Genomic DNA, 15,661 nt, shown 5'->3' with positions numbered 1-15,661 from the left:
CACCACATCCCCCTTCTTCCACCGCCTGCTGATCACCGCATACCCTTTCTCCATCTTATACGCCACCATCTCCCCATTCACCTTTATTCCAACCTGCGCCCCCACACTATCCTTAAACCAATACAACCCACCCGGTATCGCCTCTCCTCTCACCCACCCCGGTATCCGCACATGCAAATCAAACTCACCCGCCTTCGCCGGATCCACCTTCAATAAAATATTCCCCTCCCACGGATAATTATGCTGCTGCGTAATCACCACCTCCGCATTGTTCACCTTCAATGAAGCCGTACTATTGATAAACAAATTCACATACACCTTATTCCCCTCCTGCGCATACATATATCCCGGTACCGAAGGCAAAAACCTCACTAAATTCGTCGGACAACATGAACACTCAAACCAACCCGACCTCGCTCCCTCCAAACTCCCATGCTTTACCCCATCCGTCACCTGCATCGCATTCGTATAAAAAAACGACTGCCCATCCAATCCCAATCCAGCTATCAACCCATTATACATCACCTTCTCCAACAGGTCTATATACTTCGCATCCCCATGCAACAAAAACATCCGCTCATTCCAAAACGCATTCCCTATCGCCGCACACGTCTCATTATACGCCGTCGCATTCGGCAACTCATAATCCTCTCCAAATCGCTCCCCATCTGGCACCGCACCAATCCCTCCCTGCACATAGATCTTCTTCCCCGTCATATTATCCCAAATCCTGTCTATCGCCGCCAGATACGCAGTATCCCTGTCTATCGCCGCTATATCTGCCATCGCCGCATATAAATACATCGCACGCACCGCATGCCCTTCCGCCTCGTCCTGCGCCGTCACCGGCCGGTCATCCTGCCAGTATTTCCCATTCTTCCACTCATTCTTACTATCCTTATCATATCCCCGCTTTCCCCTTTCATCTATAAAAAACTTCGCCAACGCCAGGTAATCTTTTCTGCCTGTAATACGATACAATTTCACCAACCCCATCTCTACCACCTCATGCCCCGGTGCCACCCCTCTCTTCCCCGGTCCAAATGTCTTCACCAGCAAGTCCGCATTCTTCAATGCGATATCCAAAAAATTACGCTTCCCCGTCGCCAGGTAATGCGCACTCGCCGCCTCAAACAAATGCCCGGAATTATACAACTCATGACTCAACACATGCTCATTCACCCAACGCTCAGGACCCGCCCACTCCGGTGGATGCAAAGGATCTATCGTCCTCGCCGTATACAAATACCCATCCGGCTCCTGCGCCTTCGCCACTATCGCTATCAATGAATCTACATACCGGTCCATTTTCTTATCCGGCGTCACCGCCATCGAAAACGATGCCCCCTCTATCGTCTTATAAATATCCGTATCATCAAATGTAAACTTCGTACAAAACTTCCCCGAACGCGCCGCCGCCATCTCAAAGTTCTTCACCCGCCCCGTATTTTCACACCGCGCAAACGATGCAGGGATCGTCACTGTATGGTTGATCTGTATACGCGGCAACCAAAAATTGTCTGCCAATTTTACCGCTGTAAAATTCACAGCCCGAATCGGATAATCTGCCTGCTGGGCAAATACACTACCAGCATAAAATAATGATAATGATAAAAATAATCGCTTCATAATCGTGCCTGTTTTTGATCAAAAGAAAAAGGGCCGTAGCCCTCTTCCATAAAAGACCTCCTGTAATAAACTAGTACCCTGTATTCTGTTTCAGATTCGCATTCTTGTTTAACTCCGTCCTCGGTATCGGGTACAGACTCCTGTAATCCCCATTCGGACTATGCGAAAACCAACTCTTCTTCGTAAATACACCAAACCGGATCATATCCTGGCGCCTTCTCCCCTCCTGGCTAAACTCCCATCCCAATTCATCCAGGAAACGTCCATACATCACATCATTCCCCCCTTCAAACGTGGAATCTTTATGATTTCTCAACCCGTAATTATATACACTCCCCTTCAGCAAATCTGCACCCGTCACCACTGCCTTTGCCGGATTGGTAGAGAATGAACGCTGACGCACCATGGTCACCAACGTCGCCGCATCACTGGTATTCCCCATTCGCAACAAACTCTCCGCCTTCATCATCAACACATCCGCATACCTGAACAAAGGCCAGTCATTACTCAACTGCACCTGCGCCTTCTGCTTGATCTCAAACTTCCCTAACCTGTATCCATGTATCTCCTCAGAGGCATCTATGCCCGGTACCGCATTGATGTAATTCAATGGCTTCCCTGTATAAGCCCCCATTGTACACATCAGTGGCTCACCCGCTGCACTGTACTGCGGCCCCTTGATCCAGTTGTCTCTCAGGCGGTCATCCTCCGCATCGTAAGTACTGATGAACTGCGGTATCGCACATATACCACCCCATGGCGTTGACTTCAGGTTATACGTCGCCTGGTTCGCCGGCTGTAAGGTTTCCATATGAATGTCAAACGCATTCCAGTTCGTTACATACGTATCATCAAACGGCAACGCAAATATGATCTCATGTGAGTTTTCATTCTCTGTAATGAACACATTCTTCTGCGCCGCCTCCAGAGCAAATCCTACATTAGAATTGATAATCGTATCGCACTGCTTGATACACTGCTGCCACGCCGGCGTACCACTATACACCTCCGCATTCAGGTACATTTTTGCCAGCAACGCATGCGCTGCCCACTTGTTGAATTTCCCATACGTCGTCCTGTCATTCTTATCACTCAACAATGGTAAATAAGTATTCACCTCATTGATGATAAAATCATATACCTCTTTACGTGTATTCTGTGTAGGCAGATAACCCGCCGGTACATTGAACTGCGTCACCAAAGGTACATTGCCGTAAAAATCACACAACACATAATAATAGGATGCACGCAACACATGCAACTCCGCTATCGTAGCCCGTTTCAATGCCGAATCTGTAACCGGAATGGCACCTGATTCCAGCTGGTAGATCACCCGGTTACAATTCGTAATACCTGCATATGTACGCCCCCACGTCTGCACCACTATATCATCATCCGCCGTCCAGGTATGCTCATGTATACGCAGGTAAATACCACCATCCACCCATCCATTCGGCCTAGCGGGTATCACCACCTCATCACCCGATACCTCCTCTGCGCGGAATAAGCCATTCCAGTCATTCAACACATGCCGCCAGTTCACATATGCAGCCCCTACCAGGCCCGCCAGGTCTTCCGCTGTTGGCTTAAACTGGCTGTCAATAATCTTATTATAACTGGTATCTTTTAGTTTGGTACAGGCCATCGCAAACAGCACTGCTACCCATATATATCTTCTCATTGCTTTGGTTTTAAAAGTTCAGGTTCACACCAATTGTATATGTTCTTACAGCAGGATATTTATCCCTGTCATCCACACCAGGTGCCAGTCCCAACCTGTTTACTTCCGGATCTATCCCCTTGTAACCTGTCAGCGTCAGCGTATTCAGTGTAGAAGCATATACCCGCGCACCATGGATGTACTTGCTCTGTATGTGATTGAAATTATAGCCTAAAGTGATGTTATCTATCTTCCAGAAATCACCATTCTCCACATAGTTACTGTTGAACTCCAGTGGCATATCAGTACCCAGTACCGCCTTGCCAAACACCTTGTCATATGCCGACCGCAGGCGGTTATACTGCTGTAACCCGGTGTTTTCATAATACATGCGCTGTACATTCAATATCTGGTATTTAAACGCACCACGCATCGTTACATTCAAATCAAAGCGCTTGTAACGGAACGTATTGTTCCACCCACCATAATACCGGGGTAAACCATTCCCTAATACCCGCTTGTCTTCAAATGCATGCTGGTATTGGCTATATGCTACCGGCTTACCATCACGCCCCTCATAGATCCATTTACCATCGCTGGAAATATCCACCACCTTAAAACCATAGAAATCGCCAATATTACGACCCACCCTTACAATATTGGTAAATGACTGGATAGGCTCTCCCGTACTCCCTGTGGTGATGTAATCCACACTTGATTGATACAGTTCATTGGAAAGCGTCAGCAACTTATTGGTGTTCGTAGAAAACATCAAACTGGTCGTCCACTCAAAATCGTTTGTCTTTACCGGGATGATATTCACCATCACCTCGAGTCCTTTGTTCTCCATCTTGCCCACATTGGCACGGGTACTATTATATAAGTTCGGCGGACTTGGTACTGCGTAATCATACAGCAAACCATTGATCCTCCTGATATAATAATCCACATTACCACTCACACGCCCATTGAACAAGGTATAGTCAATACCAAAGTTGGATTCATGCTTCTCTTCCCAACGCAGTTTATCATTCGGATTCTGAGAAGGCCCCAGCGTCTGTATCCACACACCATTGTTATACACATACTCACCATAACTCAGGATCCCCACTCCCAGGAACAGGTCTGTCGGCTGGGTACCTGTTACCCCATACCCCGCACGGAGCTTCAGGTCTGTCAGCCAGCTGATGCGCTTCATAAATGGCTCGTTGCTCAGTCTCCAACCCAGTGACACCGCCGGGAAATTACCCCATGGTTGTTTAGTACCGTACAACTGGCTCGCGGCCTCATGTCGTAAGCTGGCCAATAACAAATACTTATCATCATAACTATAGGTAGCCCTGCCAAAGAAACCAATCAGGTTTGTTTGTGACCGCTCACTGTATTGTACAGCCAGCCCCTGTTTCAATGCATACCCTATACCTATATTATTGTAGGAAAAACGATCAGTCGGGAAATCCCAGTTCTGCATATAAGCATTGCGATAATCAGTTTCCTGGTAACTATAACCGCCCATTACACTGAACTTATGCTTGCCGATATTCTTATTATACTGTGCTGTCAATTCCATCAGCCGCTGAATATTCTGTGAAGATCCGGTAGAAGCATATCCGTTCCTGCCATCACGCAGTGTTGAAATGTGCTGCTTGGTCTCCGCATAACCACGCTCTTCATTATACCTTGTATAAGAAAACAAGGCAGACAATTTCAGTCCTTCAACCGGTAGCAAAGTAATGGTACTGTTCATACGCGTATTCTGCGAAGTATTCTGCCCATCGCTTTCATACAGCCTGGACAAAGGATTCTCATAGTTGAACAAACCTGTTTGCTCAAACCACTTACCCGTTGAATCGTAAATGGGAGAAGTCGGATTCCGGATCAGCGCCTGCCTGTAGGTATAACCATTAAAACTATAACCGTCGCCAGTAGTGATAAATTGATTATTCGCATTCAATAATCCTACATTAATACGCAGTTTATCATCCAGCATACTGTGGTTGATATCTACCCTGCCTGTAAAAGTATTATTGTCAGATTTCTTCATGATCCCTTCCAGTGCACGATAGTTTACATTCGCGAGGTAATTGGTCTTGCTGTTACCACCACGGAAGGTCAGGTTATGCACATGAGTGACCGGCGTTTGTGAAATCGCTTTCTGCCAGTCTGTATTCGCACCCAGGTCCCACGACTTATCACGGGTACCCGCTGCAATCTGCCTGCGATAATCTGCGGCTGTCAACATATCCGGCTTACGCGCAATGGTCTGTGTACCCACATAACCACTATAGTCTACTGAACTGCTATATGCACCACTTGGTCTGCGGGTGGTAATGATGATCACACCATTCGTACCACGCGTACCATAGATCGCAGCAGCAGAACCATCTTTCAGTACATCCATAGATTCAATATCTTCCGGTGCCACTGTTTTCAGATCACCGGGAATACCATCGATCAGTACAAGCGGACTACTGTTCGCCCCTAACAACGTTGTATTACCTCTCAGCAGGATCTGTGTGCCACTGGTAGGATCACCACTGGGCGCTGATACGGTAAGACCCGCTACCTTGCCCTGTAACAGTTGTCCGGCATCGAGTACATTACCTTTTACAAAGTTTTCAGACTTCACCGTCGCCACAGCACTGGTCAGGTCTCCTTTCCGCTGACTACCATATCCAATCACCACTACGTCCTGCAGGGAGTTTTCACTGAGTGACAGGCGGATAGTCAGCTGACTACTGCCTTTTACGGGAATCTCCTGTGTTTTATACCCTACATAACTCACCACGATTGTATCATTATCGGCAGAACTATTCAGGGAAAAGATACCTTTCTCATTAGAGATCGTACCTGCATGAGACCCCTTGATAGAAATACTTACACCAGGTAACGGCTCTCCTTTTTCATCTGTCACCACACCAGAAATTGGCTTTGCAAACACAGCGGGAGCTGACTTCTTAATAATGACATAATGCCCGTTCTGCACATAAGCCAGGTCATTAGGGCCCAGTACAGCATCCAGGATCTCTTTCACAGAACGCTCTTTATCATCGAGCGAAGGCACAGCAGCCATCTGTGCAATACTCCCATCAATAATAAAAAGGAGTTCACTGTTGCGCTCAATTTGCTTGAGCACCTTATCCAGTTTGGCATCATGAATATTCAGGTGCAGTCGGATGGCGCTCAGATCCTGCCCGCGACTATCACGGGCTACTAACAGCAGCGTCGTTGTACATAAAACCAGTGTGACCAGGAACAGGAAGCGCATGATCTTTAATAACGGTTGAAAACGTTCGTATAAGGGAATAGGAATCCCACCTAAAATACCGCAGTATTTCATATCTTTAAATGCATTTTGTATGATGTAATAGAATACAGTGCCGTAGCGCTGACGCATCTGAAGTTTGCAGACCGTGGATGCTGAAAGCGCTATGTTCTTTTATTATGAAGAATCACCGGCGGGCATGCTGATAAATTTCATAACGGGAATATTTGATCAATAAAAAAACTATCCTTAATTACTACAGCCACTACCTGATATCGTCACCTCCCTCTTGTCTTCACTAATACGATATGTGGAATTGTTAATCTTACACAACATGGATAAAATGAACGGTAAATCGGCTGCCTGGTCAAAACTCGCCAGGAAAGTACAGTGCGCAAGTGATGCATTGTCAAAGTGAATATTTACATCATACTTCCTGCTTAAGCGGTGCGCGATTTCTTCAAATGTTTCATTGTTTACTTCAAAGCTGCCATCTATCCAGGCTTTATACACAACCGCATTTACCTGCTTTTCTTTGATCACACCTGTGATGGGTTCCAGGGCAATTTGTTTGTTGGCAGTAAGCACCTTCGATTGCTGGTGCTGATCCTGCACCTGTACCTTGCCGGTGGCGACGGTGATGAGTACTGTAGGATCATTCTTATAGGCTTTAACGTTGAAAGAAGTCCCTAACACAGTGGCCGTGCAGGCACCCGCTTTGACGACGAAAGGGCGGCCTGCTGCCTGTTTGATATTGAAAAAGGCTTCCCCTTCCAGTAAGACTTCCCTTCTATTGTTGGTTTCATTGTACGTCAGTTTACTATCTGCATTGAGCCACACGGCAGAGCCATCCGGCAGCACCAAACGATTCTGATGCTCACGCGGTACATAGACCGCCATCTGCCTCACCGGCTCACGGTGATTATTGTAATAATAACCGGCAGCAATCAATAACAACACAGCAGCCGCAGCAGCACTTATCCATTTGAATGGCCGTCTCTTGCTGCCCGGTTGAATATTTTTCCTGATCCGCTCCGCCATGGCAGCATCGGGTACAGGAGTAAGCATTACTTCCCTGTCATGGTACCACTGCTGCAAACGCGCTATTTCAGCCGGTGTAGCAGTGCCATTCAGCCATTTTTCAGCTAGTTCCTGAATATTTTCTTTCGACATGGAAGTTGCCCTTTTATAAGTAGAGTATATTTTAAAAGAGTTACCCTTGGTCTTTCAAAAAAAAATTATAAAAATAAAGTCGTGTACAAAGTACCCAGTTTCAGACGCACTGTTTTAAGTGCACGGGTCAGATGTCCTTCGGCGGTTTTCACGGAGATATTGAAAGATTGGGCAGAGGCAGAAAGGGAATGATCTTTTAGTTTGTTGTCAGCAAACACCTGGCGGCTTTTCTCAGGCAGTTCTGCAGCAACGGTATCCACCAGTTGTAACAGCAGGCGCGCGTTCACAATCGCAGAGATATCAGGAGCCGATTGCGTCATAGTAGCCATCTCCTGCATACGTGCACGGATAGTCTCCTGCCGGGCATGATAATGGAAAATAGCATATCTCGTAATGGCAAACAGATAACTTTTCAGCGTAGTGATTTCAATAGAATGACGCTTCTCCCAGAGAATAATAAACGTATCCTGTACAATTTCTTCTGTAATTTCTTTCGAGGGAAGTCGCTTATAAGCCACACGAAACAACACCTCCCAGTAACGGGAGTATACTTCATTAAAAGCCGGAATAGAATCCGCTTTTATCAAATTCCATAAATCGGAATCCTGATGAAGATGCGCATTTTTCACGTGGTACTTATAAAGTATATATTATAAGTGTGTAAGCTACAATTATTTTTCGTTTTCACCAATAGTCAGCATCCCTATCGTTTGCTCCGCCACATTGGCTGTTTTCTACCCGTTAGCTGGACTTATCCGGCGTTCACTGCATTCATCATTGTCACCCCCACCACACCCGCTGTTTCGGTCCGTAATCTTGTTTCACCAAGAGAAACCGGTTTAAAACCTTTGCCAAGGGCCAGCGCAATTTCTTCCGGCGTAAAATCCCCTTCGGGCCCGATCAGGAGCAATGTATCCCGCCCCTTTTCCATCGCCTGCCAGAGATGTTGCTTCTGCTCAGGAAGGCAATGTGCAATGAATAACTGATCTGCAGGAGGCGCTTTGACCAGTGTATCAAAACTGGCTGGCGCTGACAGCTCCGGCAGATAATATTGCTGGGATTGCAGCATAGCAGCAACGAGGATATTCTCCAACCTGTCTGCCCGGAACTTCTCCTTTTCTGAACGATGACTGACCAGGGGAATAATAGATTGAATACCAATTTCTGTAGCCTTCTCCAGGAACCACTCTATACGGGAGGTGTTTTTTGTAAACGCAATTGCTATTCTGACCGGTGCCGCGACAGGAGGCATTAGGGTATACCGGGATATTGTTACAACACACTTCTTACGGTTGTCGTCCGTTATAATGGCGGTATAATGCCCTCCCCTTCCATCTGTCAGGATCACCTCGTCTCCCGCTGTATGGCGCAATACCATAATGCAATACTTGGAGCCAGGTTCATCCATTGTATAAGTAGCCGCTGCCGGCAGCAATTCTTTCGCGTAAAACATGGGTGCAAAGCTATCTAATTGCCACGAGAAAATGAATGCAGGCCAGCATAAGAAGTGTCAAAAACGTGGTAGTCGCAAATCCCCCCAATTATTGACGTACCCGCCCCTCACAAAATATTACGAACAAAACTAAGTTTGCAATTGTAAATTATATCATATGAAAGCGACTAAAATCATCTACTGGGTTACGACCATTATCTTCTTCCTCTTCGAAGGTGTCATGCCTGCCATTTATGGGAATTCTGCCATGGCCAAAGAAGGCTTTGTTCACCTGGGATATCCGGACTATTTCCGGGTATTACTCACCATCTTTAAGGTAACGGGTGCGCTGGTATTAATTCTTCCGTTCTTCAAAGGCAGGATCAAGGAATGGGCTTATGCTGGCTTTACCTTCAACCTGATTAGCGCCGCTGTATCCCATGCTGCTGTCGACGGCTTGTCAAACGGTCAGACCTTCTTCCCTATTTTTGTCATGCTGATCCTGGCAATCAGCTATTTCACTTATCATAAAATATATGGCGTACCTTCACGGCTCTAATACAATACGATGCCAGGAAAGACGACCATTGTTTTATTTTTAGCATGCATTTCAGCCAGCGTACACGCACAAACAACCGCAATCCGGAAAACGATCGATTCTATTGCCACACATGCCAAAGCACGTATCGGCGTCTCCGCCTTACTGCTGGAAACCGGTGACACACTCACCTATCGTGGCAATGACCATTACCCGATGCAAAGTGTGTACAAGTTCCCTATCTCTATGGCAATACTGCATCAGGTAGACCTGGGGAAATATAAACTGGATGAAAAAATTACCATTACCAGCAACGACATCATGCCGCTAGGACATAGCCCTATTCGTGATGCACACCCACATGGGGGAGTAACGATGTCGCTCAGGGAAATTTCCAGGTATAACATCCAGGAAAGCGATGGCACCGCCTGCGATGTATTGCTACGCCTGTTGGGGGGCACTAAAAAAACAAATGATTATATCAAAAGCCTGGGGGTAAAGGGTATCAACATCGCTACTACCGAAAAAGAACAGCAAAAAGATGATACCACCCAATATCACAACTGGGCCACACCTATAGGACTGACCCAATTGTATAAAGTCTTTTATCAGGGGAAAGCATTGTCTAAACAATCATATGATCTCCTCTGGAAAGATATGGCGGAATCCTTCCCGGGGGCCAAACGCATCAAAGGGCTATTACCCCCTGGTACCATCGTTGCACATAAAACAGGCACCTCCGGCACGCATCAGGGATTTACCGCCGCTACAAATGACAGCGGTATCATAACCCTGCCAAATGGGAAACACCTTGCACTGGCTGTATTTGTGTCAGATGCAAAAGGAACAGAAGCTGAAAGAGAAGGCTATATCGCACAAATTGCTAAAGCATTATACGATTATTGGGCGACCAGGTAATTACCTGGTCCTCCATTTTCGAAACACATTTTCAAATATCCGCTGCAACACACTCTTGTCATCCACTATAATCTCACCTACCCCTTCCATCTCTCCCCTGTAATCCAGCCACTGCCTACGGGTTGTGTACAATCCCTTCTCCAGTCGCAGATCTGCTGTATATACACTGTCCTCCGCCTGGATAGTCGCTACACTGGCCTTCAACGCCCCATATTCCTCAAAAGGATATTCCGCAAATTTCAATAACACCTCCTGCGAAGGCTTTACCTTGCCTGATTTATACCTGCTGATCACCGCCTTTACATGGTACGTTGTATCCATCCCCCTCACCACACGGCTCAACCATACCTTCGATGGAATCGTATCAGGCAGTCGTATATATGCCCCTCCTACCAACACGATCATGACCCCAAAGGCAATCACGGTAATACCCCTCCTGATCACCCAGGAAGGTACCCGCCCGATAATCTCCTGCACTTCCTCACTATGTTCATTAAATTTCATACAACAAGGTTTTAATTGCCCAGTTCCAACTGATTCTTAACAAGCGAAAAATAATGGCCCCGCATCATTGTCAATTGCTGGTGATTGCCTATCTCCACTATCTTCCCCTTCTCCAACACCACGATCTGATCCGCATTTTTAACTGTACTTAACCGGTGGGCGATAATGAACACCGTCCTGCCCGTAAAAAACTTCTGCAGGTTCTCCATAATAATACGCTCATTGTTCGCATCCAGCGTACTGGTCGCCTCATCCAGGAATATAAACTTCGGCTGCTTGTAAATCGCCCGCGCAATCAATATCCGCTGCTTCTGCCCGGAACTGATATCATTGCCCGATGTACCAATCTTCGTATTCAACCCCAACGGCAGGTTGTTAATAAACTGCTCTATATTCGCCATCCGGACCGCATAGAACAGCCGCTCTTTATCAATCTCCTCCTGCACCGCTATATTCTTCGCAATTGTATCCGCAAAGATGTATCCATTCGTCATTACCACCCCACACTGATCTCTCCACCACCGCGCCGATACATTGTTCATATCCGTATTCCCTATATAGATCTGCCCTTCCGCCGGCTCATAAAATTTTAACAACAACTTCATCAATGTCGTCTTTCCACTACCACTTGTCCCCACGATGGCGGTCACCTTCCCCATGGTCAGATCAAGGTTGATATTACTCAACACATAAGCCGACGAAGGCCCCCCGTACTGAAAGGATATATCCTGCAAGCGGATAATCCCCTCCCTGGATGGCATCACCTCTTCCACGACCTCCCTGTGATGTCCATTTAAATGAGCCGGCTTATGCAACTCCAGCTCATGATCCGGCCGTAGCTCATCCGGCCGCTCCTCCTCCTCCCGCGTATGAATTTCACTCAACCGCTCCAAACTGATCTTTGCATCCTGCGCCCCCTGTATAAAATTGATCAACTGGTCCACCGGAGAATTCAACTGCCCTATCACATACGACACACTCAGCATCATACCCAGCGACATATGCCCTTCCAACACCTCCCGCGCCGCTATATAAGTAGCCAATATATTCTTCAACTGTGAAAAGAAATTCGATCCCACCAGCTGGTATTGATTCACCACCAACCCACTCACATTGATCTTGAACATCTTCGCCTGTATCCGCTCCCATCCCCACCTAAATGTCGTCTCACTGTTATTCATTTTAATTTCCTGCATACCAGACACAATCTCAAACAACGAATTCTGATTGTCCGTCAACTGCTGAAACCGCGCATAATTCAATTCCCTGCGCTTTTGCTGGTAAAACAATATCCACACGATTGCACATACCGACCCCCCGAAGAAAACCCAGAACACCGTCATACTATACACCGCCAATACCACAGAAAACACCACCAGGTTCACTAATGAAAACAACGTATTAAAGGAAGTCCCCGTCAGAAATGCCTCTATCTTGTTGTGATCTGCTATCCGCTGACTAATGTCACCCGGCATCTTCGTATCAAAAAATCGTACAGGCAACCTCATAAGTTTACCGAGAAAATCAGATATGATCGAAATATTAATCCTGCTCCCAATATGCAGCAACAACCATCCCCGTATTACATCGATGGCCGTATTTCCTGCAAACAATGCCAGCTGTGAGATCAATATCAACGACACAAATTCCGGATGCTGCTGATTGATTCCATAATCTACCAATGCCTGCGTCAGAAAAGGAGCAATCAGCGACAATACACTCCCCACTATCATTCCCAGCAATAACTGGAGAAAATAGTACTTATAAGGCCGCACATAATTCAGCAGGAACGAAAAGCTCTTTACCTCTTTTTTTTCCCCTTCGTTATCATAAAATGATGCCGTAGGAGACATTAATAAGGCGATCCCGCAATTGTCTGCCGTCCTGATCCATGCCTTCAGAAAGGTGGCCTTGTCTACTTTCACCAAGCCATAGGCAGGATCCGCTACCAATATCTTCCCATTCCGCCGGCTGTTATAATCCTGCGGAGGTAATACTACAAAGTGATTCTGGTTCCAATATAAAATACACGGCAACGTCGCCTCACTATCCAGCTGCTCAAACGACAATTTCGCACCTACCGTACGAAAACCCATCTTGGTAGCCAGGTCACTGATGTTCTTGAGGTTCACACCTTCTCTCGTCATATAAGACTGGTCCCTTAATGTCTGCAATGAATAATGCTTGCCATACCAGGCTGCTATCATCTTCAGACAGGTAGGTCCGCAATCCATTTTATCCAGTTGCCTGTATATAGGAAATTTTCTACGCATTCAGAGGCTGCTTATGGCTGTTAAAATCATTCAGGGCAAAGTTAGTGGCACTGATATCCTTTCTCAGGTTCTCCTGCAACTGTAGTTTCTCATCCAGGTGATATTTCAGTTTCGCCAGCAACTCCTCCTTCCGCGGATAATCACCCTGCTGGATCAATAGCTGCATATCCTGGAAGAGGGAGATCTTCAGCAGGTCAAACATCATACTCGTGGGCTCATTCATAAACTCAATAAAATTTTCCACGAACAATGGATAGTCCCGCTTTCTGAAAGTATTCTTCACTTCGAGCCAGTTGGATATGATCACTCTTTCTATTGTATCAGGTGCTATCTCCAGCCCCTCAAAAATTGCCGTATACATATCAGGACAATCCGGGAAATCTGCCGCCATACGAATAGTAATCGCCACCATTGCCCGGAAAGTCTCATAGGTATAATACTCCCTTGCATACGGAATAGCACGCCATACCGCCGGGTCCTGGTAAATACCACCTTTCAGTGAACCAGGCGTACCATTAAACAGGTACTTCATAAGGTCTTTCGCGACCTTACACCCCTCCTGCCAGTTACCACTACGTAGCCAGGAACGGGATATATTCCGGTACTGCTCAAGACTCCTGAAGAATAAGGAATGTATCCCGATGCTAACGAGATAATCATTCATTGCCACACATTCCATACTGAAATCGATCGCCTTGTCATGTCGTTTTATCTTATGATAATAAAGTGCTTTTACAGAAAGTCCCCATTGCTTGGCATAGAGATACAAATGTCCGTTCAACTGCTTTTCTATCGTATTTTCCAACTCATAAAAACCCGCCAGCCCTACCTCGCCCTTCGAAAGCACAATATCCCTCGCAATCGTCCCGAACTTACGGGTCAGCACATACACACTTTCCATTTCTTCTTCGCCCGTGCTATAAGGCAGCATTTCCTTGTGCTGCAGAATAGCAATCAGTTTTCCATAGTTATACAGCATCGTGATCTCCCTCGAGGATACAGGGAATTCATCACATACTGCCATTAATGTATCAAGAGAACGATGAAGAGCTTCCATACAAACTACATTTTTAAAAATTAAGCGATCATAAGTAACTTCCCTAACGGCGGCAATGACTTGTCATCATACCGCATCAATGCAGTACCAATTCCAATCACTCCCCAGCCAAAACATACATGCCAGTATTCAGAAGCGTTGAGCAGCCTGCTCCTGTAACCTGCATAGTCACCCCCGTGTATGCCGTAAAAAGGTATCTGCCGATACCAGTAATCTGCCCTTTCCAGGTACCTGGTATCATTCGTTTTCTCATACACTTTTTCAAACATCGCAGCTACGCCAGCTGCACCGTATATAAAACCGGCATCGAGGGTCAGCCCGTCCTCACGCGATCGCAGCAGACAATCTTCCATAGCCGCTTCCGCTTTCTTTTTCAAGGTGGCATCCTGCAACGCCACTGCCGCCCTGTACAACCCATAGGCCGTACCCAGATCTCCATAACATAGGGCAAACTGTTTGGGCTCAACCTTATCATTCCATATCAGCGGAAAAATACCCCGCTCCTGCGTCCGCATCTGCTTACTGACAAAATGGGCCGTCTTTTCCAACAGATCCCTGCACACATCTACCTCAATACCCGCTTCCATAATGCTGCTTACAATGTTCATGACAGCAGCACTACCATGCGAAATACCAATATATACCCTGTTATAAATGGAAGGAGACTTCCAGTAATAATCACCGTCATCATCCGTAAAAGCCTGCTTCCGCAGCCCCCTCACCAGTACACCCAAACTCTCTGCCACCAAAGGGTTCGTCTGATACCTGTACATGAAATAATGACCTGCTGCCAGCGCACCACTATTGTAATCAAAATCCCCCATCTCTATTTTGCTTTTCATCAGCGTAGCCAGGGCGGCATCAATGTCCGGCAATACATTGTCTGTATCCACATCCAGCAAAGCAGTCTCCTTCAGGAATAATAGCATCCGCCCGGTCTGCCCCAGGTGATTATCCAGTGAATCCGTCGCATATACACGCTTGTAACTTTCGCTCAGGAAAGCCAATCCTTCTTCTAAATATTTCATGGCAGGTTTCAGGTAACTATCATCCCTGGTATACCTGGCGTAATAACTGTAAAACAAGGTGAGCCCCGTTAGCCCAGTGTCAAATGCAGCATTCTGTAACAGGTGATCCTTCCCGGTAAACCCCTGCCTGATACGTTCAATCTCTTCACTGATCACAACATTTTTCTGAGTAATTGTATCCATA

The 15,661-nt window shown here is 46.4% G+C and carries 12 protein-coding genes; 2 read left to right on the top strand and 10 right to left on the bottom strand.

What is annotated here, in order from left to right; translation table 11 throughout:
* The 6 genes from ABDW33_RS26500 to ABDW33_RS26475 all read right to left on the bottom strand — a co-directional run.
* Positions 1-1,629: beta-L-arabinofuranosidase domain-containing protein (locus ABDW33_RS26500; RefSeq protein WP_343693128.1), on the bottom strand; the 1,629-nt coding region annotated here is incomplete at its 3' end.
* A 70-nt stretch (positions 1,630-1,699) separates the two neighbouring features.
* Positions 1,700-3,310 (bottom strand): RagB/SusD family nutrient uptake outer membrane protein, encoded by a 1,611-nt coding sequence (locus tag ABDW33_RS26495; protein WP_343693127.1) that lies wholly within the window; start codon positions 3,308-3,310, stop codon positions 1,700-1,702.
* Positions 3,311-3,320: 10 nt separating this feature from the next.
* On the bottom strand, positions 3,321-6,629 hold the full coding sequence (locus ABDW33_RS26490; protein WP_343693126.1) for a TonB-dependent receptor: 3,309 nt from the start codon (positions 6,627-6,629) through the stop codon (positions 3,321-3,323).
* A 174-nt stretch (positions 6,630-6,803) separates the two neighbouring features.
* Entirely contained in the window at positions 6,804-7,727 is a 924-nt protein-coding gene (locus ABDW33_RS26485; protein WP_343693125.1) for a FecR domain-containing protein, read from the bottom strand.
* A gap of 65 nt (positions 7,728-7,792) precedes the next feature.
* Positions 7,793-8,314, bottom strand: a complete 522-nt coding sequence (locus tag ABDW33_RS26480; protein ID WP_343693124.1) for a sigma-70 family RNA polymerase sigma factor — start codon at positions 8,312-8,314, stop codon at positions 7,793-7,795.
* A gap of 164 nt (positions 8,315-8,478) precedes the next feature.
* A complete protein-coding gene (locus tag ABDW33_RS26475; RefSeq protein WP_343693123.1) occupies positions 8,479-9,180 on the bottom strand; it encodes an RsmE family RNA methyltransferase in 702 nt (233 codons plus the stop codon).
* A 157-nt stretch (positions 9,181-9,337) separates the two neighbouring features.
* Here ABDW33_RS26475 and ABDW33_RS26470 point away from each other — a divergent pair, with 157 nt between their 5' ends.
* Positions 9,338-9,718 carry a DoxX family protein gene (locus ABDW33_RS26470; RefSeq protein ID WP_343693122.1) on the top strand — a complete coding sequence of 127 codons (381 nt, stop codon included), beginning with the start codon at positions 9,338-9,340 and terminating at the stop codon, positions 9,716-9,718.
* 9 nt (positions 9,719-9,727) lie between these two features.
* Positions 9,728-10,615 (top strand): class A beta-lactamase, subclass A2, encoded by an 888-nt coding sequence (gene bla / locus ABDW33_RS26465; RefSeq protein ID WP_343693121.1) that lies wholly within the window; start codon positions 9,728-9,730, stop codon positions 10,613-10,615.
* Here the strand turns inward: bla and ABDW33_RS26460 are convergent, their stop codons facing one another.
* From ABDW33_RS26460 to ABDW33_RS26445, 4 genes are read right to left on the bottom strand one after another with little or no spacing between them, the layout of a single operon-like run.
* On the bottom strand, positions 10,616-11,119 hold the full coding sequence (locus ABDW33_RS26460) for a hypothetical protein (protein WP_343693120.1): 504 nt from the start codon (positions 11,117-11,119) through the stop codon (positions 10,616-10,618).
* An 11-nt stretch (positions 11,120-11,130) separates the two neighbouring features.
* On the bottom strand, positions 11,131-13,392 hold the full coding sequence (locus ABDW33_RS26455; protein ID WP_343693119.1) for a peptidase domain-containing ABC transporter: 2,262 nt from the start codon (positions 13,390-13,392) through the stop codon (positions 11,131-11,133).
* Positions 13,385-14,449 (bottom strand): hypothetical protein, encoded by a 1,065-nt coding sequence (locus ABDW33_RS26450; protein ID WP_343693118.1) that lies wholly within the window; start codon positions 14,447-14,449, stop codon positions 13,385-13,387. Before ABDW33_RS26450 ends, ABDW33_RS26455 begins: the two co-directional genes overlap by 8 nt.
* 20 nt (positions 14,450-14,469) lie before the next feature.
* Positions 14,470-15,660 (bottom strand): lanthionine synthetase LanC family protein, encoded by a 1,191-nt coding sequence (locus tag ABDW33_RS26445; RefSeq protein WP_343693117.1) that lies wholly within the window; start codon positions 15,658-15,660, stop codon positions 14,470-14,472.
* Between the last annotated feature and the right edge of the window lies 1 nt (position 15,661).

The organism is Chitinophaga sp. (assembly GCF_039596155.1).
In the GTDB taxonomy this organism is placed as follows: domain Bacteria; phylum Bacteroidota; class Bacteroidia; order Chitinophagales; family Chitinophagaceae; genus Chitinophaga.
The sequence above is the reverse complement of the archived record's forward strand: the minus strand, read 5'-3'. Positions and strand labels throughout refer to the sequence as shown.

What these genes read in the sequence shown, in the direction of transcription:
- ABDW33_RS26495 (WP_343693127.1), bottom strand. Translation starts at nt 3,310, where the DNA reads ATGAGAAGATATATATGGGTAGCAGTGCTGTTTGCGATGGCCTGTACC.
- ABDW33_RS26490 (WP_343693126.1), bottom strand. Translation starts at nt 6,629, where the DNA reads ATGAAATACTGCGGTATTTTAGGTGGGATTCCTATTCCCTTATACGAA.
- ABDW33_RS26485 (WP_343693125.1), bottom strand. Translation starts at nt 7,727, where the DNA reads ATGTCGAAAGAAAATATTCAGGAACTAGCTGAAAAATGGCTGAATGGC.
- ABDW33_RS26475 (WP_343693123.1), bottom strand. Translation starts at nt 9,180, where the DNA reads ATGTTTTACGCGAAAGAATTGCTGCCGGCAGCGGCTACTTATACAATG.
- ABDW33_RS26470 (WP_343693122.1), top strand. Translation starts at nt 9,338, where the DNA reads ATGAAAGCGACTAAAATCATCTACTGGGTTACGACCATTATCTTCTTC.
- bla (WP_343693121.1), top strand. Translation starts at nt 9,728, where the DNA reads ATGCCAGGAAAGACGACCATTGTTTTATTTTTAGCATGCATTTCAGCC.
- ABDW33_RS26460 (WP_343693120.1), bottom strand. Translation starts at nt 11,119, where the DNA reads ATGAAATTTAATGAACATAGTGAGGAAGTGCAGGAGATTATCGGGCGG.
- ABDW33_RS26455 (WP_343693119.1), bottom strand. Translation starts at nt 13,392, where the DNA reads ATGCGTAGAAAATTTCCTATATACAGGCAACTGGATAAAATGGATTGC.
- ABDW33_RS26450 (WP_343693118.1), bottom strand. Translation starts at nt 14,449, where the DNA reads ATGGAAGCTCTTCATCGTTCTCTTGATACATTAATGGCAGTATGTGAT.
- ABDW33_RS26445 (WP_343693117.1), bottom strand. Translation starts at nt 15,660, where the DNA reads ATGGATACAATTACTCAGAAAAATGTTGTGATCAGTGAAGAGATTGAA.